The organism is Ruegeria sp. BG3 (assembly GCF_056538485.1).
This window is the reverse complement of sequence record NZ_JBQFTE010000002.1, coordinates 101,383-122,337: the sequence shown is the minus strand read 5'-3', so window position 1 is coordinate 122,337 and position 20,955 is coordinate 101,383. Positions and strand designations below refer to the sequence as shown.

At 60.0% G+C, this 20,955-nt stretch carries 20 protein-coding genes; 4 read left to right on the top strand and 16 right to left on the bottom strand.

Annotation, left to right across the window (positions count from 1 at the left end; all coding sequences use genetic code 11):
- Window positions 1-10: 10 nt before the first annotated feature.
- From ACR0AI_RS04190 to ACR0AI_RS04155, 8 genes are all read right to left on the bottom strand, one after another.
- A complete protein-coding gene (locus tag ACR0AI_RS04190) occupies window positions 11-1,273 on the bottom strand; it encodes a c-type cytochrome (RefSeq protein ID WP_480671807.1) in 1,263 nt (420 codons plus the stop codon).
- Complete coding sequence (locus tag ACR0AI_RS04185) at window positions 1,274-2,479, bottom strand: formate dehydrogenase subunit gamma (RefSeq protein WP_480671805.1); 1,206 nt, start codon at window positions 2,477-2,479, stop codon at window positions 1,274-1,276.
- A 71-nt stretch (window positions 2,480-2,550) separates the two neighbouring features.
- A complete protein-coding gene (gene fdh3B, locus ACR0AI_RS04180) occupies window positions 2,551-3,147 on the bottom strand; it encodes a formate dehydrogenase FDH3 subunit beta (RefSeq protein ID WP_170376582.1) in 597 nt (198 codons plus the stop codon).
- A gap of 16 nt (window positions 3,148-3,163) precedes the next feature.
- On the bottom strand, window positions 3,164-6,058 hold the full coding sequence (locus tag ACR0AI_RS04175) for a formate dehydrogenase subunit alpha (protein ID WP_170677693.1): 2,895 nt from the start codon (window positions 6,056-6,058) through the stop codon (window positions 3,164-3,166).
- A gap of 133 nt (window positions 6,059-6,191) precedes the next feature.
- A complete protein-coding gene (locus ACR0AI_RS04170; RefSeq protein WP_170376587.1) occupies window positions 6,192-6,380 on the bottom strand; it encodes a ubiquinol-cytochrome c reductase iron-sulfur subunit N-terminal domain-containing protein in 189 nt (62 codons plus the stop codon).
- A gap of 58 nt (window positions 6,381-6,438) precedes the next feature.
- Complete coding sequence (locus ACR0AI_RS04165; RefSeq protein WP_170376589.1) at window positions 6,439-7,050, bottom strand: molecular chaperone TorD family protein; 612 nt, start codon at window positions 7,048-7,050, stop codon at window positions 6,439-6,441.
- 3 nt (window positions 7,051-7,053) lie between these two features.
- Window positions 7,054-7,626 carry a DUF3306 domain-containing protein gene (locus ACR0AI_RS04160; protein ID WP_480671803.1) on the bottom strand — a complete coding sequence of 191 codons (573 nt, stop codon included), beginning with the start codon at window positions 7,624-7,626 and terminating at the stop codon, window positions 7,054-7,056.
- The gene (locus tag ACR0AI_RS04155) at window positions 7,623-8,177 is read right to left on the bottom strand and encodes a DUF3305 domain-containing protein (RefSeq protein WP_480671801.1); all 555 of its coding nucleotides are present in this window, start codon (window positions 8,175-8,177) and stop codon (window positions 7,623-7,625) included. Before ACR0AI_RS04155 ends, ACR0AI_RS04160 begins: the two co-directional genes overlap by 4 nt.
- 262 nt (window positions 8,178-8,439) lie before the next feature.
- On the opposite strand from ACR0AI_RS04155, the gene ACR0AI_RS04150 reads away from it, so the two are divergent.
- Entirely contained in the window at window positions 8,440-10,395 is a 1,956-nt protein-coding gene (locus ACR0AI_RS04150) for a 4Fe-4S binding protein (protein WP_480671799.1), read from the top strand.
- On the opposite strand, the gene ACR0AI_RS04145 is transcribed toward ACR0AI_RS04150, so the two are convergent.
- Window positions 10,389-11,117, bottom strand: coding sequence for a c-type cytochrome (locus ACR0AI_RS04145; protein ID WP_480671797.1), 729 nt, complete (start codon window positions 11,115-11,117; stop codon window positions 10,389-10,391). The two genes, ACR0AI_RS04150 and ACR0AI_RS04145, sit on opposite strands and share 7 nt — an antisense overlap.
- 108 nt (window positions 11,118-11,225) lie before the next feature.
- Between ACR0AI_RS04145 and ACR0AI_RS04140 the strand changes: the two genes are divergently transcribed.
- From ACR0AI_RS04140 to ACR0AI_RS04130, 3 genes are read left to right on the top strand one after another with little or no spacing between them, the layout of a single operon-like run.
- On the top strand, window positions 11,226-12,287 hold the full coding sequence (locus ACR0AI_RS04140) for an Mrp/NBP35 family ATP-binding protein (RefSeq protein WP_480671795.1): 1,062 nt from the start codon (window positions 11,226-11,228) through the stop codon (window positions 12,285-12,287).
- Window positions 12,284-12,979 carry a biotin/lipoate--protein ligase family protein gene (locus tag ACR0AI_RS04135; RefSeq protein WP_480671793.1) on the top strand — a complete coding sequence of 232 codons (696 nt, stop codon included), beginning with the start codon at window positions 12,284-12,286 and terminating at the stop codon, window positions 12,977-12,979. Before ACR0AI_RS04140 ends, ACR0AI_RS04135 begins: the two co-directional genes overlap by 4 nt.
- Entirely contained in the window at window positions 12,979-13,458 is a 480-nt protein-coding gene (locus ACR0AI_RS04130; RefSeq protein ID WP_480671791.1) for a DUF6505 family protein, read from the top strand. Before ACR0AI_RS04135 ends, ACR0AI_RS04130 begins: the two co-directional genes overlap by 1 nt.
- Window positions 13,459-13,464: 6 nt before the next feature.
- Here the strand turns inward: ACR0AI_RS04130 and ACR0AI_RS04125 are convergent, their stop codons facing one another.
- The 7 genes from ACR0AI_RS04125 to ACR0AI_RS04095 form a co-directional block, all read right to left on the bottom strand.
- Window positions 13,465-13,965 carry a flavin reductase family protein gene (locus ACR0AI_RS04125; RefSeq protein ID WP_480671789.1) on the bottom strand — a complete coding sequence of 167 codons (501 nt, stop codon included), beginning with the start codon at window positions 13,963-13,965 and terminating at the stop codon, window positions 13,465-13,467.
- A gap of 89 nt (window positions 13,966-14,054) precedes the next feature.
- Window positions 14,055-15,467: a 3'-5' exonuclease gene (locus tag ACR0AI_RS04120; protein ID WP_480671787.1), complete on the bottom strand. Its 1,413-nt coding sequence runs from the start codon at window positions 15,465-15,467 to the stop codon at window positions 14,055-14,057.
- Window positions 15,468-15,469: 2 nt separating this feature from the next.
- A complete protein-coding gene (locus tag ACR0AI_RS04115) occupies window positions 15,470-15,988 on the bottom strand; it encodes a hypothetical protein (RefSeq protein WP_480671785.1) in 519 nt (172 codons plus the stop codon).
- 84 nt (window positions 15,989-16,072) lie between these two features.
- Window positions 16,073-17,896, bottom strand: coding sequence for a DUF294 nucleotidyltransferase-like domain-containing protein (locus tag ACR0AI_RS04110; protein ID WP_480671783.1), 1,824 nt, complete (start codon window positions 17,894-17,896; stop codon window positions 16,073-16,075).
- A gap of 102 nt (window positions 17,897-17,998) precedes the next feature.
- Window positions 17,999-19,783, bottom strand: a complete 1,785-nt coding sequence (locus ACR0AI_RS04105) for a sodium:solute symporter family protein (protein ID WP_170376637.1) — start codon at window positions 19,781-19,783, stop codon at window positions 17,999-18,001.
- A gap of 15 nt (window positions 19,784-19,798) precedes the next feature.
- Complete coding sequence (locus ACR0AI_RS04100) at window positions 19,799-20,083, bottom strand: DUF4212 domain-containing protein (RefSeq protein ID WP_170376639.1); 285 nt, start codon at window positions 20,081-20,083, stop codon at window positions 19,799-19,801.
- Between the two features lie 181 nt (window positions 20,084-20,264).
- Window positions 20,265-20,948, bottom strand: a complete 684-nt coding sequence (locus tag ACR0AI_RS04095; protein WP_480565927.1) for an adenylate kinase — start codon at window positions 20,946-20,948, stop codon at window positions 20,265-20,267.
- Between the last annotated feature and the right edge of the window lie 7 nt (window positions 20,949-20,955).

Below are 20,955 nucleotides of genomic sequence, written 5' to 3'. Positions count from 1 at the left end.
TTCCTCCGGTTCAGTTCGGATCGACCGTTGCGCGGCGCAGAAAGGTGATCAGGTCGTCCCGGTCCTGTTCTTGCGTGATCCGCTGCATCGGCATCTTTGATCCTGGAATGTAGTGATCCGGCCCCTCATCGAAAAGGGCATTTATCGTCTCGTCATTCCAAATGATATCAGAGTCTTGCAGCGTTTCCGAGTAGAAATAACCGGGCAGGGTTCCGGCTTGCCGTCCGAACACTTCGTAAAGCGTCGGACCAGCGCGGCGTTGCCCGTCAGGTGTCAAGCTGTGGCAGATCGAGCATTTGCGGGCGAATTGCCGTTCGCCGTTGCTCATCTGGTCGGGGTCTTTCAAGAAGCTGGGTTCAGCAGTGGCCATCTGCTCCTGATCTCTCAGCGCGGCGACCGGCCAGCTATACATGGCCTCATCAATTCCCCCCGCGTGGATGTTTTGACCGTCCGCCGAGAACGCCAGCGCCCAGACCGGGCCCCGCAGCGTGGCGCGAAAATCTTGGGCAATACGCCAGTCCACCGTGTCGATCACCATGATATAACCTTCACCATCGCCAACAGCCAATAGACTGCGATCGGGGCTGAGGGCCATCGCCAGAATGGGGCGTCGGTCCAGGGTGAAATCCCTCTCTTCATCCGTGCTGAGGTCGCGGATACGGGTCCCGCCATCCACAGCGCCATAGGCGATCCAGCCGTCTTGCTCGTTCAACGCTAGCTCATTGATACCGAAGCCATGTTCGACCACGCGCCGGGTTTCCTGACCGCTGGCCACGTCCCATTCGCGTAGGCTGCCATCTACACCCGCCGAGAACAGCCGGGTGCCATCCTGTGAAAACACCACCGCGTTCACACCGCCACCGGCCGGACCCAGCATCCGCGGGGCAGAGCCGTCCACCGGCCACAACCCAATTGTGCCGTCCCAGCTGGCTGTGGCGACATGGGTTTTTGAGGCCGCAAGACCCACGATTTTACCTTTGTGCTGGCCCACGACCTCGCCGCCCGGCCAGCGGCGTAGGGTGAAGTCGTCTCCGGCGGAGTAGATAGCAGTACCGTTGAAGACGACGGAGTTGACGGCGGCTTCATGGCCTTCTAGCCATTCGGGCATTTGATCCGACCACAGGCCAACCGAGTTGTCGAAACTGGCCGTGGCGATCCGCCCGTCAGGTGCGGTTGCGATGCCCATGATCGGCCCGCCATGGCCTTTGAGCGTAAAGAACTCGGACCATGCGGGCAGGGGGAACAGGGCCAGCGCGACGGCGAGCCAGCGCATCTATTCAGCGGGAGAGGCCGCTGCTTTACCCGCCTCTTTTTCCTGCACCTCTTCCAGCCAGAGCGAGTGATGCTCACGCGCCCATTGCTCTTCAACCTCGCCGGTACCCATGGCGTCAAACGCGCCCTCCATCCCGACCGAGCCGAGGTAAATATGGGCGATGATGATGGCGATGAAGACATAGGCCACCATGACGTGCCAGACCTGTGCGTATTGCATTTCCTCCTGTGGCGACATCTGGACGGGCAGGCTCAGGCCAAGTGCTTGAGGAATGCCGGTGGAGTTGGCGATCGAGAAGGTTTTGGCGAACATCGGCAGTTCGAACGGGAACAGCAGCGACAGGCCGGACAGGCTGATCGAGATACCCAGCAGGATACAGGCCCAGAAGATGATTTTCTGGCCCGCGTTGAATTTCTTGGCGGGCGGGTGGCTGCCCTTGGTGAACAATCCCCCTCCGGCGGCCAGCCATTTCAGGTCGGTTTTGTTGGGAATGTTATGGGCGATCCAGTTCACGGTGACGATGATCAAGCCCAGCATGAAGGCCCAGGCGAGGTTGTTGTGCAGCCATTTACAGCCCTGCGCGATGGTCGCGAAGCCTTCCTTGCCGAAGATCGGGATCAGGAAGTCGCGGCCATAAAGCGTCAGCAGGCCAGTGATCCCAAGGATCAGGAACGATCCGGCAAACAGCCAGTGCCCGAACCGTTCGAAACTGTTGAAGCGTAGAACCGTGCGGCCCGTCTTTTCGCCATCAATGCGAATTTTCCCGCGGATCAGGAAGAACAGCAGAATGACGGCCGCCATCCCAGCAATGATGTAGCTGCCATATTCACGCAGCGGGCCGGTGCGGAAGTTCCACCACCACATGCCGCCATCCTGAATCAGGACACCGGCGGCAGGGCCTTGCGAGGAAACCGTTGTATCGGCCGAGCCAAAGCGAATAGCCCGATACACGTCGCTGTCCGAGGCAACACCGCTTGTTCCGAATTGCCCCAGCAGCCCCTCGACATTGCCCTGACCTGTGTTTTCCGAGCGATAGGCGTTGTCCACTTTCTCTCCCCGCTGCCGCGCCAGAATATCTTCTAGCGTCGTGGCACCGCCGGTCGTGGCGCGCGCGTCCTCGGCGGAGGCCTCGGTCTCGGTGCTTTGGGCAAGGGCGAACTGGGTCAGCCCAAGGGTGAACAGAAGGGCGAAAAGTAGACGGAACATCTGAACCTCGGTCAAAATGCCAAATGCAGGTGACCCACATTTGCGGGTCACCTGTTTCTTTCGCGGACGGATCAGCCGTCTTTCTGGTCGTAGGCGGTGCCCCAACCCCATGCGCCCGAGCCAAACCCGCGCGCGACGACACGCTCGCGGTAGATGGCCGAGACGACGTCGCCGTCACCGGCGAGCAGCGCCTTGGTGGAGCACATCTCGGCGCAGATGGGCAGTTTGCCCTCGGCGATCCGGTTGCGACCATATTTGGCGAACTCTGCGGTCGAGTGCGTTTCTTCGGGGCCGCCGGCGCAGAAGGTACATTTGTCCATCTTGCCGCGCGATCCGAAGTTGCCCGCTTGCGGGTATTGCGGCGCGCCGAAGGGGCACGCGTAGAAGCAATAGCCGCAGCCAATGCACAGGTCCTTGGAGTGCAGGACGACGCCTTCTTCGTTCTGATAGAAGCAGTCGACCGGGCACACCGCCATGCAAGGCGCATCCGAACAATGCATGCAGGCCACCGAGATCGAGCGTTCGCCCGGGTTGCCGTCATTGATCGTTACCACCCTGCGGCGGTTGATGCCCCATGGCACCTCGTGTTCGTTCTTACACGCGGTGACACAGGCGTTGCACTCGATACAGCGTTCAGCGTCGCAGAGAAATTTTGCTCTTGCTGCCATTTTTCTCTTCTCCTCCTTACGCTGACCAGATCTTGCAGAGAGTCGCTTTGGTCTCCTGCATCTGGGTCACTGAATCATAGCCATAGGTCTGGGCGGTGTTGGTACTTTCACCCAGCACATAGGGATCGGCACCTTTGGGGTATTTCTCCCTCAGATCCTCGCCCTGGAAATGGCCGCCAAAGTGGAATGGCATGAAGGCCACGCCGGCACCGACCCTGTTGGTCAGCATCGCCATCACCTTGACCTTGCCGCCCTCAGGACCTTCGACCCAGACCTGTGATCCGTCCCGAATACCAAGGTTGTTGGCATCGCGCGGATTGATCTCGACGAACATGTCCTGCTGAAGCTCGGCCAGCCACGGGTTCGACCGCGTCTCATCGCCACCGCCTTCATATTCGACCAGACGACCTGACGTTAGGATTATCGGATAATCCTTAGAAAAGTCATTCTTTTGGATCGAAGCATAAAGGGTGGGTAGACGATAGGCCTGACGGTCTTCGTAGGTTGGATAGTCCTCCACCAGATCGCGCCGGTTCGTGTAGAGTGGCTCGCGATGCAGTGGGATCGGATCCGGGAAGGTCCAGACAACCGCGCGGGCTTTGGCGTTCCCGAAGGGCGCACAGCCATGAGCGATCGCGACCCGCTGAATACCGCCGCTGAGGTCGGTTTTCCAGTTGGTCTCTGGTCCCGCAACGGCGTCGATCGCCGCGCGTTCCTCAGCCGTGAGGTCTCCATCCCAGCCAAGGTCCATCAGCATCTGCATCGTGAATTCGGGATAACCATCCTGAATTTCCGATCCGACGCTGTAGACCCCTTCGGCCAGCAGGTTGTCACCATCGCGTTCCACCCCGAAACGGGCGCGGAAGGTCAGGCCGCCTTCAGCCACAGGTTTGGACATGTCATAGAGGTTCGGTGTCCCCGTATGACCCATCTCAGCCGTTCCCCAGCAAGGCCAGGGCAGACCGTAATACTCGCCGTCGTTGGGTCCACCAATGGCTTGCAGCGTAGTTCTGTCGAACGTGTGCTGGTTGGCCATGTGGCTTTTCAGACGTTCCGGCGACTGACCGGTATAGCCGATGGTCCAGAGGCCCGAGTTGAACTCACGCGTGATGCTTTCAACATTCGGGGTTTCCGGGTCGTCCATCTCGATGTTGCGGAACAGACGATCCGCCCAGCCGAACTTGTTGGCGAACTTGGCCATGATGACCTCGTCCGGCAAGCTTTCGAACAGGGGATCCACCACCTTGTCGCGCCACTGCAGCGAGCGGTTCGATGCCGTGACCGAGCCACGGGTCTCGAACTGAGTACAGGCGGGCAAGAGATAGACGCCATCGGTGCGGTCCTGCAGAACGGCCGAGACGGTGGGATACGGGTCGATCACGACCAGCATGTCCAGCTTCTCCATCGCCGTCTTCATTTCCGTCATCCGGGTTTGCGAGTTGGGCGCGTGGCCCCACAGAACCATGGCGCGGACGTTATTGTCCTGATCCATGTTAGCAGGGTCTTCCAGAACACCGTCGATCCAGCGGGAGACCGGGATGCCGCGCTCGTTCTGGAGCGGTTTATCCTTACCTTCCTTGTCCTTGATCGTGGCGAACTGACCGGCCAGCCATTCGGGATCTTCACCCCAGACACGGGCCCAGTGACCCCATGCACCTTTCGACAGGCCATAGTAGCCGGGCAGGGTGTGGGACAAAACACCAAGGTCCGTCGCGCCCTGCACGTTGTCATGGCCGCGGAAGATGTTGGTGCCACCACCCGTGGTGCCCATGTTGCCAAGTGCCAGCTGGAGCACGCAGTAGGCGCGGGTGTTGTTGTTGCCATTGGTGTGCTGAGTGCCACCCATGCACCACACAACGGTGCCGGGGCGGTTGTTCACCATGGTCCGGGCGACGCGGCGCAGCTGCGAGCCGGGTGTGCCGGTAACGCGCTCAACCTCATCCGGGGTCCACTTGGCAACCTCTTCCTTGATCTGGTCCATCCCCCAGACACGGGTGCGGATGAACTCTTTGTCTTCCCATCCGTTATCGAAGATGTGCCAAAGGATACCCCAGACCAATGCAACGTCTGTGCCGGGGCGGAAGCGGACATATTCATCCGCGTGCGCCGCGGTGCGCGTAAAGCGCGGGTCGCAGACGATCAGTGGAGCGTTGTTCTGCTCTTTCGCACGCAGGATATGCAGCAGCGAGACGGGGTGCGCCTCGGCCGGGTTGCCACCAATGATAAAGATGGCCCGGCTGTTGTGCATGTCGTTATACGAGTTGGTCATGGCGCCGTAGCCCCATGTATTCGCAACGCCCGCAACAGTGGTCGAGTGGCAGATACGGGCCTGATGGTCCACGTTGTTCGTGCCCCAGTAGGCAGCGAACTTGCGGAACAGATAGGCCTGTTCGTTATTGTGCTTCGCAGAACCCAGCCAGTACACACTGTCCGGCCCGGATTCCTGACGGATGTTCATCATGCCGTCGCCGATCTCGTTGATCGCCTCGTCCCAGCTGATGCGCTTCCACTCTCCGCCTTCCTTTTTCATCGGATACTTCAGGCGGCGTTCGCCATGGGCGTGTTCGCGGACCGCGGCCCCCTTGGCGCAGTGCGCACCCAGGTTGAACGGGCTGTCCCAACCGGGTTCCTGACCGACCCAGACACCATTTTGCACCTCGGCAACGACTGTACAGCCGACCGAGCAGTGAGTGCAGACGGATTTGATATTCTCAACGGCTTGGTTTGCCGCTGTCTGGGCGCTGGCTTGCGTCACGGTTCCACCCGTGGCGCTGATCGCGGCAAGGCCGCCGATCGTCAGGCCCGAGCCACGCAGGAATGCGCGGCGATCGACGGTTTTCTCGCCGACCTGGGACAGGATACTTGTCCGCTGGGGGCGTCTCGCAACCCCGTTGGTCTTTTTCCTAAGCATTGTTTTCCTCCCTTGCGCGCCGTGTCAGCCACGGCTGGCTTGGTACTTCGCGAACCGACATCAGGGCCAATCGCAACCGTCCGTCGGGTAGATGACATCGTCCGGCGGCTAGGCCGGGCGCAGTCGAGGCGGCTTAGAAGCGCGCGCTTTCCAGATACGCGCGGGTATGCGCAGTGTCCTGCATGCGGGTCTCGTCCGTCGGCAGCTCGGCTGCTTCGGCTTGACCGCTCAGGCTGGCGGCGGCGACAGCAGCGGGCGCTGCGGTTCCGGCCAGTTTGAGGAAGTCGCGGCGGGTTGCGCCTTCTTCCTTGGTCTTGCTCATGGGTGTCTCCTCTCCCATTTGCGATCTAGCGCCGACTTGGGCGCTGGTGAGTGGCGGGTTATGCCGCCGTCATTCGGAATGCCTCACGCTCGATCTCCATGAACACCCGACCGGCCGTCCCGACCGAGGCATAGAGAACCGAAGCTTCGGCAGCTTCCAAATCCGAATAGAAATGTGCGGCCCACGGGCCAATATGTTTGTTCCAGAACGCTTTTTGATCGTCGAGCGAGGCCGCGGTTCCGAACCGGCCTACGATCATGCCCGCCATAATCTCCATCAGTGATGCGATGTTATCTTCGGGCTCGAACACGTTCTTGGCGCGGGTTATGCCGCGCACGGCCATATCATTGCGCAACTGAGCCAGAGGTTTTTCGTTCAGGAACCCGGTCAGGTAAAAGCTGGCATAGGGCAGCAGTTCACCACGGCCCAACCCGATGAACAGCGCGTTGAACTCGCGTTCTGCTGCGGCGGGTTTGGTCACCTTGGCCACCCGTGCCATGGCTTGAATGGCTTGGCCCAGATCGGTGTCATCGCCGCTTAGCCCCGCCATCTGATCCAATAGCAACTGATCCGGTGGGCCAGCCAGCAGCAGGCCCAGAAAATTGTAGAAATCCGCGCGCAGCCGATCCTCGGCCGAGATATCCATGTGTTGCGCGTTGCTTGCGGTCATCCGTTATCCTTCGAATTCAAATCTCATGCGGCGCGGGGCCGGGGTATTGGGCTCTTCCTCGGGTTCTTCCGCTTCAGCCAGAGCCATCGGTTCCGGCGCTGGTTCAGGTTCGGCGAGAACTGCAGGTTCTTCTTCCACAACTGGCTCGGGGACGTCGATTTCAGGCTCATTCTCTTCGGCTGCCAAAGCCTCGATATGCGCCAACATCCCTTTGCCGACTTGATAGGCGGTTTGGAGGTTTTCGATCACACAGGCGGCATCGGTATAGTCTTCGCCATAGTCGACCAGCCCGTCCACATTGGCCAATACAGGATTAAGCCGCCACAGCCGACGCAGGGCGCGGCGGCGCAAGCGGTCGGGGACTGCCTTTGCCATGAAGCCCGACACATCATCGCCAACTTGCAACTGATCGGGGTCGGGCAGGTTGAACTCGGCCAGAATTTCGGCGTCGCTCTTTTCTTCCAACTCGGCATGTTGCGCCGCAATGGTTTGTTGTTCCGCCGCGATTGCTTCGGCCTCGGTTTCGGCCTGAACGGCTGCCTTTCGGCGGGACCAGAAATCGCGGGGTTGGGTCATTGCAGCACCTTCCTCGGTGCGCGGTAGACGTCCGAGGTCTGCCGAATACGCGCATCCCCCTTACCGTCCTCCACAAGGTCCGTGCGTTTCTTGTCACGACGGCGTTTGATGAAAACTTCATCCCGGTGGTGTTCCAAGGTAAAATCCCGGACCCAGGCGATCAGGCCTTCGGTCATCGGGATTTTCTCAACGATCTCCTCGCCAGTATCTGCATAATCCTGCCCCTCGAACGGCGAAGCAGTGATCAGCGCCGCATCCATCGGGCGGTTGCCGTCCAGATCATTGCGCAGAACCAGATAAACGGAAGGCTGCCCATCGGAGAGGTTTACCATATAAGCTTCGGTCTCATCGGCCCAGAGGGTCAGGGGCAGGGTGGCGGCGTGGTATTCTACGGCATCGCCTTCGCGCCGAAGCTCGACCCAATCAGCAGGGCCAGCGCCGGGCAGCACGGCAACTGCGCGCCAGTTCCAATTCGCCCAGCGAGTTACACCGGGTGTTTTGCGCACGATGACGCCAACAGGCATTTCAATACGGCTTGCGGCCTTGGCCACTGGCTCCTCCCCGTAAGGCTCTCCCCTGCCTTACCCTAAGTCTACTATGGTACACATAGGGCGGCTCTGCCAAGTCTCAATCGCGTGAAAACCCTCTTGTACGACTAAAGTTTAACAAGTGAAATTCCGAGCATTTGTGTCGGGAAAAACAGGCGCTCCCAAAGAATTTAGTTTGCGATCCTTGGTGTTTGACAAAGACTGGATTGCCAGCCGAGCGATACCATCTAAGGTAACAAGTCAGGAAGCTGTCCGGGGGAGGGACATGGCCACCAAACTTATTCTATGTAACTGCGAAGGCTCGCAGCAGGTGGATGCCGACCGTATCGGCGCGGCCACCGAGCTGGAGTGCAGTAAAACACACACCGCCCTTTGCACGCGAGAGCTGGGTGTCGTTGCGGAGTTTATGAAGGGGGATGACCAACTGCTGATCGCCTGCGGGCAGGAGCAGGAAGTGTTCCGTGATCTGGCCGAGGATCTTGAGGTTGAACCACCCGCCTTTGTTGATCTGAGGGACCGCGCTGGCTGGTCGGACCAATCCGGTGACGCGGCCCCCAAGATGGCGGCCCTGGCGGCTGAGGCGTTGGTGCCGATGCCCATCTCGCCCAGTGTTGATGTGATCAGCGAGGGGACCTGCTGCATCGTCGGTCCGGCCGAGGTCGCCTTTGATCTGGCCGAGCGTTTGGCGACCACGCTGGCGGTGACTGTTGTCACGGGTGATGAGACCTCGCCCATCAGCCGCAGCTTTGATGTGGTGCGGGGGCAGGTCCGTTCGGTTTCGGGCGCATTGGGTGGGTTTGATCTGCGGATCGACGGGTTGCAGCAGATTGCCCCGGGTGGTCGTGGGGCGTTCGGATGGACCGATCCGCGCGACGGGGCACAGTCGGCCTGTGACATCCTGATTGATGTGACCGGAGACACGCCGCTGGTTCAAGCCCCTGCCAAGCGCGAAGGCTATTTGAGGGCTGACCCGCGGGACCCGCTGGCTGTCTCCAAACTGGCGTTTGATGCAGCGCAGTTGGTGGGGACGTTCGAAAAACCCCTCTATGTGCGTCTTGAGGAAACTCTGTGTGCCCATTCGCGGGCCGAGCAGGTGGCCTGTACCAATTGTCTCGATATCTGCCCGACCGGAGCCATCACGCCCGCGGGAGAGCATGTTGCCATTGACCCCATGATCTGCGCAGGCTGTGGGGCGTGCGCTGCGCTGTGCCCTTCGACCGCGATCACCTATGAAGACCCGCCCGTGTCGGCGGTGCTGTCGCGGATGCATGTCCTTGCCCGGACCTATCGCCGGGCTGGAGGTTCAGCGCCGTGTCTGCTTGTGCATGACGCCCACGGCGCCGAGATGATCCGTCTTGCCGCTCGGTTCGGACGTGGACTTCCTGCCGATGTCATTCCGATGGAGTTGAGTGTCATTTCCGGCTTCGGCCACGCCGAGATGCTGGCCGCTTTGGCCCACGGCTTTGCGAGGGTCGACATCCTGCTGGCCCCCACGACCGAGCGGGACGCGCTGGACCGCGAGCTGGAGCTTGCACAGGCGATCGCGCCGGATGCGGGGCTTGGACTTATTGATGAGGCCGACCCGGATGCGATGAGCGATCTGCTTTATGCGCAAGACGTACCTACGGCACTGACCGACCCGGTTCTGCCTCTGGGCAACCGCCGACAAATCGCCCGATTGGCAGCGCAGGCTTTGAACCCAAAGGCCGAGGAGCCTCTGGCTTTGCCACAGGGTGCACCCTATGGGGCTGTCGTGGTGGATACGGATGCGTGTACGTTGTGCCTCAGTTGTGTATCGCTCTGCCCATCGGGAGCCTTAATCGACAATCCGGACAAACCTCAGCTGAACTTTCAGCAGGACGCTTGTTTGCAATGCGGTCTGTGCCGCAACATCTGCCCCGAGGACGCCATTGCGCTGGTTCCCCAACTGGACCTGAGCGATGCCGCGCTGTCTCAGCAGGTGTTGAACGAGGAAGAGCCTTTTGAATGTGTCGAATGCGGTGCCCCGTTTGGTGTTAAGTCAACGGTGGAGCGGGTTATGGAGAAGCTGTCGGGTATACACCCGATGTTTGCCTCGTCCGAGCAGGCGCGGATGATCCAGATGTGCGACAATTGCCGGGTGGGCGCGCAGTTCAACATGCAGGACAATCCGTTCCAGTCCAAGCCGCGGCCCAAGGTTGTGACGACGGATGACTATTTCTCAAAACGGAAGGATCATTGATGCTGCAGCGGCGCGCCGAGATCCGCTGCGCTGATGACCGAGACAAAGGCCAGGATGGCGTCCAGATCGTCCAGCGTCATCTCAACAGGGTGTATCGGCGACGGACGCGAAGGATCGAACGGCGGCGTAAGCCCTTCGATCTGCGTGAAGGCCGGGTGGGGGTTCAGCGCGAAGAAGGCCTGAAACCTCTCATCCCAATCCGGCAATGTGCGCAACACGGCGAAAGAGGGGGTCGAGCCAAGCCCATTCATGCGGTTCTGCGGGCCGATCACATGGCAGCGGCCACAATGGGTCATCGAAAGCTCCTCACCCAATGCGGTGTTGCCGTCGATGACTTCGGAGGCCTCGGCGCTGGCAACTTCGAAACTGGCACTAAAGGGCGGGCCTTGATCCGGGGCAAAGCTTTCGATCGTGCGCTTGCCGATATCCGACAGCAGCCAGTCACGAAACCGCACCTGTTTCGGGTCGTCCTGAATGCGCAGGTGATAGACGATCTCGCCACGCGCAAAGACCGGATCGCCCTCGGCATCGGTATTCAACGACATAACGCCCTCAGCATCGCTGATTACCCGTATCCCGGTCTTGAGTGAAAAGCGCGGAAGAATATGTTGCAAAAGGCCCGAGTTTGAAACTTCGGTCGGGCTGGCCAGGCCAATCGCGTCTTGCGCCCCGGAAGGGGTGGCGGAGAGCGTCAGGCTGAGGCACAAAAGGAAAAAGCGCATGCTCAAGCCTAATCGCCAAAAGGCAAATGCGTCAAATGAACGAAAAGAGACGGAGACACATGCAATGAAGAGCAACCATGCGATGGGGCAGGTTATGGGGATGATGGCATGAGTGTCCGTGACGCGGTTCTTGCAAACTTGAAAAAGATCACTGACCCGGTTTCCGGTCAGGATATCGTCAGCGCGGGCGTCGTACGCGCCCTGAATGTCGAAGGCGATACCGTGCGCTTCGTGCTTGAGATCGACCCCAAACAGGCCGAGCGGATGGAGCCGGTGCGCGCCGCCGCTGAGCAGGCGGCGCAGATGGTCGAAGGGGTTTCGAAAGTGTCGGCCATGTTGACCGCGCATTCCGACAAGGCTCCGCCGGATTTGAAGCCGAAACCAAAGCCCTCTCAAACTGGTCCGCAGGCTGTGCCTGGAGTGGATCGTATTATCGCCGTTGCCTCGGGCAAGGGTGGGGTCGGCAAGTCCACCGTATCCGCAAACCTCGCCTGTGCCTTGGCGGCCGAGGGGCGACGTGTCGGGCTGCTGGACGCGGATGTCTACGGGCCGTCACAACCACGGATGCTTGGTGTCTCGGGACGTCCGGCCAGCCCGGACGGCAAGACGATTCTGCCTCTGCGCAATCATGGCGTGACTATGATGTCGATGGGTCTGATGACCAACGAAGGGCAGGCGGTTGTTTGGCGCGGTCCCATGCTGATGGGTGCGCTGCAGCAGATGATGAACCAGGTTCAATGGGGCGCGCTGGACGTGCTGATCGTTGACCTGCCGCCCGGCACGGGTGACGTGCAACTGACGCTCAGCCAGAAGTTCCAGGTGGATGGGGCCATCGTTGTCTCAACCCCGCAGGACGTGGCGCTGATCGACGCCCGCAAGGGGATCGACATGTTCAACCAGCTCAAGACGCCGATCTTCGGTATGATCGAAAACATGTCGACCCATATCTGTTCCAACTGCGGGCATGAGGAGCATATCTTTGGTCATGGTGGTGTCGCCTCCGAGGCCGAGGCGCTGGGCGTGCCGCTCTTGGGTGAAATCCCGCTGCATCTGGATATCCGGATGGCCGCGGACGGGGGGGCGCCCATCGTGGTCAGCAAGCCAGACAGCCCGCAGGCCGACGCGTTCCGCAAGATCGCGCGCGACCTGATCGCCGCAGGCAACGCATGAGCGAACCGGTCTTTCCCCCTCTGCTGATAGGTCATCCCGCCAAAGGTGGGGAGGATCCTTTCGAAAAGGCCCAGGCCATGGCGGCGCTGGGCTGCGATTCCGGCTCGGTCGTGTACAATATTCAGGCCGATCGCCTACGCGCGGCCATCGTATTCGCGCCCGAGGTCGCCTTGCAGGACGCCATGGCGATGCTGCCGCTATGCGCCGTTGGACTTCAGAACGCGCTGGGCGCTCTGGCCCCGCCAGAAGTGGCGGTGCATCTGGGCTGGGATGGCCTGATCTGCGTGAACGGTGCGAAATGCGGGCAGTTCCACGTTGCCGCGTCGACCAGCGATCCCGATCAGATACCCGACTGGCTGGTCGTTGGGTGGGAATTGGTACTGCTGCAAACCAGCGACGCGCCCGGCCAAACGCCGGACGTCACCGCGCTTTATGATGAGGGCTGCGCCGAGGTTTCGGCAACCCAACTGGTGGAAAGCTGGTCGCGTCATATGCTGACATGGCTCAACCGCTGGTCTGAGGAAGGCAACGCGCCTGTGCATAGCGAATGGTTGGGCCTTCTGCGCGGCGTCGGAGAACCGATCGAGGGGCAGGGCGTGTTCCTTGGCACGGATGAGTGGTTCGGCATGTTGATCCGCGACAAGGATGAAACTCACCTGCTCCCGCTCACAAACCTATTGGAGGCGACCTGATGAAACTGGCCCGCGCGATACACTTCGACGAAAGCGACATGAACGTGTTCCACTCGCCCGCGCGTACGGGGGAATGGTGCATCTCGGGCGGGTTTGAGTTTTCGAATTGGGGGCAGGGTGATCTGGAAGGCAAGGCCCGTCAGGCCTTTGTCAATGGCTGGCTGGGGTTAGAGACCTTTGGGCGTGTGACCTTTGTGGCCATCACCCAGATCGAACCTGCTGAAAAAGATCAGATCGTCGAAAATCTGGCCGAGCATTTCGTGAAATTCTACGGCGCACCATCGGTCGAAGCCGCGATGGGCGTGGCGCAATCGGAGATAGACCATATGTCCGAGCTATGCGACGAGCACGCCGCCAACACTCTGCTCACCGTTGCGCGTGAATTGACCGAAAGTGGTGTGCATGAAGCCTTCCGCGTGATCACTCCTCAAGAAACCCAGCTCGAGGCGCTGGCGGTTCACGGCTCGCTTGACGACTGACGTTCGTCAGATCAGGTCGACAAATCCGCCGAATTGACCGCGCTTGAAGATTAGGCCTTGGCCCGTGCGGTACATGACCTGATCAACATGGCCGACCATGATCAGGTGGTCGCCCGCTTCGTGGCAGGCATGCAGATGGCAGTCAAACCGCGCGAGGCAATCGGCCAGTTGCGGCCGGCCCATATCATCTGAGCTCCAGTCTGCGTGAGAGAAGTCTTCACCGTCCCGAGCGAACCGCAGGCTTTGGTCCTGCTGCTCTTGTGCCATGACATGGATGGAATAGTGCTGGCAGTCCGAAAACGCGCCGAACCGGTTGGATTCCTTGGCTAAACACCACAGGACCAGCGGTGGGTCCAGTGAAACCGAGGTGAAGGAGTTCACGGTGATCGCGCGCGGCCCAAGTGCCGTCTGTGTTGTGACGACCGTAACACCTGTCCCGAAACACCCAAGCGCTTCACGAAACGCGGTGCTTTGATCAGGGGTTGGGATAAAAGTCTTCTCGGTCATTGCACATCTGTTCTCTGCCCGATCGTCAGGTGCCATGACCGTTCCGTATTGTCCATGGTAACTTTGGTTCATCACGTTGAAAAACTAGGTCAGTTCAGGTCCTCCAACAAGCGACCATGTTTGCGGGTCTCGGTGATGATTGCGCCGAAGGTGGTGATTTCCCGCGCTTTCAGCATGGGTAGCATCCGCACAAGCGCCTCAGCCGTGGCCACCGCATCCCCTAGCGCCGTGTGACGGAGCGCTTCGGGAATTTCTACGTCTAGACGGTCACATAGCGCGTCCAGTGTATGCGTCTCGCTGGCGCCAAACAGGACAGCAGACAGAAGCACAGTGTCCAGAATTGGGTGGTCCCATTCAACACCCATCCGCTTGGCGTGACGGCGCAGGAATGCCATGTCGAATGGCGCATTATGGGCAACAATCACGGCGTCCCGTGCGAATTGGTGAAAGATGCGACCAGCCTCACCAATGTCAGGCGCGCCTTGAACCATCTGGTCGCTGACCTTGTGAACCTTGGTCGAGGCCGCTGGGATCGGGATGCCGGGATTGACCAGCATGTCGATCCGCTCGCCGTCGACAATGCGTCCCTTCACGACCCGGACCGCACCGATCTGAACGATCTCGTCCTTGTGCGGCAACAGTCCGGTGGTTTCGGTGTCGAATACCACAAAGCATAGATCTTCAATCGTTTGGGCCTCGAAGCTACCCGAGGCGGACATGTTCAACAGATCGAAATCATAGACTAGCGGGCGCGCCGCGTCCGGGGCGATCTGCGCCGCGCTGTCGTCGAAGATCAGCATGTATCCGGGCGCATCCCCCAAAGGTTTCACGCGCGCGGAATAAGTCTGCGCTCCGTCGACGCTGGTCAACGTACAGGTGACGTCCTGACCGGTTTTGACCAGCTTCGAATAGGCGGCATACAGCGCGTCTGGCTGTAGATAGTCCTCAAGCGCGGCGTTCAGGCGGGGATGTGCGATCTGGGCTAGAACCTCGGCCGCTTGCGCGTCATAGAGGACGATCTTGTGGTTCGGGCTGGCGAGCAGCATGGCGACCGGTATTTCGGTCAATAGGGCGGTGAGCCGGTTCTTTTCGGCAGCCAGCTGAGCAGTCTCGGATGCGACAGCCTCTGCGACGCTGAGCGTCTTGTGCGACAGCTGATCCGCCAGCCCAGCGGCGGCCGGGGCAAGGTCGCCCAGGTATTTTGCCGTCTGCACATCCATATTGCTGCTAACCCCGGCATGGGCCCGAGCGCGCAATTCGGCTGACAGACGCTCAATCGGTTTTGCCACGTTGTCGTCAAACAGCAACCAGACCCCGGCGACCAAGGCCAACAGCCCAAAGGCAATCACGATCCCGGCAAAAAGGAACGGGTCGAAAAGGGCGGGGTTGCCCTCGCGGGCATAGCTGAACCAAAGCGCCAGAGCGCTGACCGCTAGCCCACCAGCCGCTAACAGGCAGAAGAACAGAAAGATTCTCAGACGCAGGCTCAACTTGGTCAGCATGATCAAACTCCGCAGGTGGCATCGATGATCGGATCGCCGTTCCCGGCTTTGATCCAGTCGGCATTCAGAACGCGGCCATCGTCGCCAAATTCGGCCCCGTCGGCCAGATTGGCCCGCAGGTTTTCGGCGCAGTTTACGACCACCGGTACCTTCGAGACCGGTGCCCAGCGGCCAAAGAAATAGAGCTCGACCAGCCGTTCATCCGGCACTTGTTCATTCTTGCGTACCGAGTCTGTGTCGATGGCCGCGAACCTGTCCACGAAAGGCACGGCATAGGTCCAGGGGCGGTAAATCGCGCGGCTTTCGACCTCTTGGATGATGCTGACACTGTCCGGCAGCGTTTCGCGGGTGCGGTCGTACCACGAGTATTCGCTGGCAATCGTCATCCCGATCATGCCCAGCCCCGCAGCAACTGGCGTTGCCCACCGGGGCAACCTTCCGCCGGTCAGCTTGTTCAGCACCAGCACGATCCCAGCAAAGGCAAAGCCCGCAAATATCGTACCGATCAATTCCAGAAACATTGGTCTTCTCCAGCCTTCGGGCGCTACTCGCCCATTCTTTTCGTTTCAAATTCGATCACCGAGGGCGACCCTGATCTCTCGATTTTAACCCAGCATTCCTTTGCCGTGACCAACGGCGGATTGCATGGTTTTCACCACAACAAATGCGTCCCTCAGGTGGCTGCGCTCAAAATCCGACAGGTTTGTAGGTGGCAGGTAATTGTCGGGTTTTTCGCCGGATTTGACCAGTGCGACCTGATGTTCCAGCCGGGTTTCCGCAATCAGATCATAGGCATCCAGCAAATCGCGCGCGCCCGATGGGCTGAGGACGCCTGCAGCCTCGGCGGCTTTCAGGCGGGCGCGGGTGTTGGCTTCGGGCAGTTTGCCCTGCAGGCTGTAAATCCGCGCCAGATCGACCACGGGCACCACGCCATTGTGTTTCAGATCCAGCGTATTGCGATGCTCGCCCGAGCGGATGGTGGCAAACCCCCGCAACAGACCTAGGGGCGGTGTATGTTTCAGCGAGTTCGAGATCATATGCGCGACAAAAATCGAATTCGCATTGGCCGCGTTCAGCGTATCGGCCTGAAGATCGGCAAACAGCTCGAACGAGCCGCCGATAGGACGCAGGTCAAACATGACCGAGGCCAACATCTGCGCTTCGGGATTCGGTTTGGCGATCCACCCCTTGAAATAGTCGCGCCAGACATGCAGCGGCTGACACCAGCGCGGATTGGTCGCCATCATGTCACCTGGGCAGTAGAAATAGCCGCAGGTATCCAGCCCGTCCGAGACATATTTGGCCAGTTGCGTGAAATAGGCCATGTCGTTTTCGGTCGCCGCATCGTCCAGTATCAGGCAGTTGTCCTGGTCGGATACTCCTGTCTGTTCCTGCCGTCCTTGCGAGCCGCAGGCCAACCACAGATAAGGCACCGGCGGCGGTCCCAGTTTGGCTTCGGCGAGGCTCAGCAGTCGACGCGTGGCCGTATCGGCGATATCCGTGATCAAGCGGGTCACGATCTCGTGCCGGTTGCCGCCGGCGACCAGCTGCACCAGCAGCTGGGGGATTTCTGCCGTGACCTTGGCCATTTCCTCGGCAGTGTCGGCATGGGCAATTCCGCGAACAAGCTCGGCCGAGTTCACGGCCTGATAGTGGGTCAGGTCTGTCTGCGTGACGACCCCGACTAGACGACCGCCCTCGCATATCGGGATGTGGCCGATCCCGCGCTCCATCATGACGTGCAGCACATCGGACCCGATATCCGAAGGCGAAAGGGTAGTTGGGTTCGGCGTCATGATCTGTGAGATCGGAGTATCCGCGGGCATCGCATCCGCCACAAACTTGCCCGAGATATCACGCAAGGTGGTGATGCCTACCAGATCGTCGGCCTCTGTCACGCATAGCGACGAAATCCCCTTGTCGCGCATCAGGCGCGCGGCGTCGCGCACGGTCGTGGCCGGAGGGCAGGTGGACGGATTGTGTGCCATCAGGACATCAATGGCGCTGGTCGCCAAACTCTGCGGACCGCTGCGGCCCCCGCGTGAGCGATCGAAGAATTTCGAGACCACATCATGGTTGTCGATCAACTCTCGCACCAATTCAGGTGGCAGTACGATCAGCACAGATGGGGTATGGGCGCGCGCCTTGGTTGCAGCTTTGCCGTCTTTCAGCAGCCCGCGTTCACCAAAGGAATTGCGCAAGCCCAGATGCGAAACGACCTCATCGTTCTCATCCGTGATTTCAACCTGTCCTTCATAGATCACGAATACGCCGGGCAGTTTATGGCCCAGATCGTAAACAGGGTAATCCTCATCTACCTCCCAGACCTCGATCTGCTTGGCTACCTCATCCAGAACGTCGGCGGGCAGGGCGTCATAGGGATGTACGGATTCCAGAAACCGGGTGATCTGGTCATGGGACAGGGGCATCTAAAAACTCCGTGGAACAAAAATCCCGCCCGGTGGTGTGCCGGACGGGAGTAGTGGATCGAAAGACGCGGCCATTGGCAAGAACCTCAGGCCGCATCAGGCTCATTTGTTCTGAGCTGCGCCCGCACCACGGGGAATGCGTACGCTTTCGACCAGATCTTTGATCTCCTGCGGAGTCTCTTTGGTCATGCCGGCAACAACATACGCAACTGCGAAGTTGATCATTGCACCGATGGCGCCGAACGAGGTCGACTTGATCGGACCCAGAAGCGGATCAGCATCGGTGAACGAGTTGGTGCCAGGAATGAACAACCAGCCCTTGTGCAGGAAGATATAGACCAGAGTGACAACCAGACCAGCCAGCATACCAGCAACCGCGCCGGTGTTGTTGATGCGGGTCGAGAAGATCCCCATCATCAGCGCCGGGAAGATCGAGGCAGCCGCCAGACCAAAGGCCAAGGCCACGGTCTGTGCCGCAAAGCCCGGTGGGTTCAGACCCAGATAGGTTGCAACCAGGATGGCTACGGCCATTGCGATACGCGCGGCCAGCAGTTCACCTTTTTCCGAGATCTGCGGATTGATTGCACCTTTGACAAGGTCGTGGGACACCGCCGACGAGATCGCCAGCAGCAGGCCCGCAGCGGTCGACAGAGCAGCCGCAAGACCACCGGCAGCGACCAGACCGATCACCCAACCCGGCAGGTTGGCGATCTCGGGGTTGGCCAGAACAAGGATGTCACGGTTGAACTTGGTCAGCTCGTTTCCGACCCAGCCTTTTTCTTCCGCGATGGCGGTCATCGCTTCGGACTTGTCGTTGTAATACTGGATCTTGCCGTCGCCGTTCTTGTCTTCCCAGTCCAGCAGACCGGTTTTCTGCCACGTCTGCATCCAGTCATAACGCGGATCGGTATCGATTGCTTCGACCGAAACTGCGCCGCCTTCGATGCCACCGTTGGGCCACATCATGTCGGTGATGTTCAGACGCGCCATTGCGCCAACCGCAGGGGCGGTCAGATACAACAGAGCGATGAAGACCAGCGTCCAGCCAGCGGACCAGCGGGCGTCAGACACTTTCGGCACGGTGAAGAAGCGCATGATCACGTGCGGCAGACCCGCAGTTCCGATCATCAGCGACAGTGTGAACAGCACCATGTTCAGCGTGTTCGAGTGGTGCGCCGTATACTCGGCAAAGCCCAGTTCGGTCACGATCGCGTCCAGCTTGGTCAGCAGCGGCTCACCACTTGCGGTATCGCCAAACAGACCCAGCGCCGGGATCGGCGTGCCGGTCAGCTGCAGCGAGATGAAGATCGCCGGGATGGTGTAGGCTGTGATCAGCACGCAGTACTGAGCAACCTGGGTGTAGGTCACACCCTTCATCCCGCCAAACACCGCGTATGCAAACACGACACAGGCACCGATCAGCAGACCGGAAGTGTTCGAAACCTCAAGGAAGCGGCCAAAGGCCACGCCAACGCCGGTCATCTGACCGATCACGTAGGTCACCGATGCAACGATCAGACAGATCACTGCAACGACGCGTGCAGTCTGGCTGTAGAAACGGTCGCCGATGAATTCCGAGACGGTGTATTTGCCGAACTTACGCAGGTAGGGCGCAAGCAGCAGAGCCAGCAGCACGTAGCCACCGGTCCAACCCATCAGGAAGGTCGAGTTGTCATAGCCGGTAAAGGCGATGAGGCCCGCCATCGAGATGAACGAGGCCGCAGACATCCAGTCCGCCGCTGTCGCCATACCGTTGGTGACCGGGTGAACGCCGCGACCAGCAGCGTAGAATTCAGATGTGGAACCCGCACGGGCCCAGATCGCGATGCCGATGTATAGCGCGAAGGATGCGCCAACAAACAGCAGGTTGATGGTAAACTGATCCATTGTCCCCGCTCTCCCTTACTCTTCGTCTACGCCGTGTTCGGCGTCTAGCTTGTTCATGCGCCAGGCGTAGTTGAAGATCAGCACCAGAAAGACCAAGATTGATCCCTGCTGAGCGAACCAAAAGCCCAGATCGGTACCGCCAACAGAAATGCCGGACAGCAGCGGACGCAGCAGGATGCCGAATCCAAACGACACCAGCGCCCAGATCGCGAGGCTGATGTAGATGAGGCGCAGGTTGGCCTGCCAATAGCCCTTATCGGCTTCGGCAGTCTGCGCGGAGTTGGTAGATTGATCCGCCATTGCGGGTTCCTCCTTCGCTTCCTCGTTGGGCGGTCCTTTGCTTCGTTCCTCCAGCGCGCCGGACCGCTTTTCGAATGTGACAGATACCCCGTGGCATCTGACAAAACTCCTCTGTTCCGCCAAGGCGGTGCATCGAAGTATTCTGTTTAAGGATCAAGGTCTTACGGCCTGTCTCCCGCCCTTAATTCACCGCGCTGGCGACGATGTCCTCCAGGTCGCGCGCGATGTCTTCAATCTTGCCCATGGCGTTCGTCCGCTTCAGAACGCTCTGACCGTCGTAATAGGTGATCAGTGGGGCTGTTTGTGCGTGATAGGCGCTGAGGCGTGAGGCAACGGTTTCCGCGTTGTCATCGGCCCGGCGCTTGAACTCAGCCCCGCCGCAATTGTCGCAAGTGCCGTCGACCGACGGTTTCTTGAACGTGTCATGGTAGCCTTCACCGCAACCGGCGCAGGTGTAACGGCCCGAGATCCGGATCACCATTTCCGCATCCTCAACCTCAAGGCTGATCGCGGCGCTTATCTTCTGGTCTTTTTCAGCCAGAAGGCCATCCAACGCCTCGGCCTGAACGGTGGTGCGGGGGAAGCCATCAAGGATGACCCCTTTGGCACAGTCGGCTTCCGCCATGCGGTCACGCAGGATGTCGATGACGATCTGGTCGCTGACCAGCTCGCCGGCTTCCATCACGGCCTTCGCCGCCTTTCCGGCGTCGGTGCCTGCAGCAACGGCCGCACGCAGAAGGTCACCGGTGCTGAGTTGCACCAGCCCGAACTTGTCTTCCAGCATGCGCGCCTGAGTGCCCTTCCCGGCGCCCGGAGGGCCGAGAAGGATGAGGACAGCGGGAGTTGTCATGGTTGCAGCGTCCATCATGCCC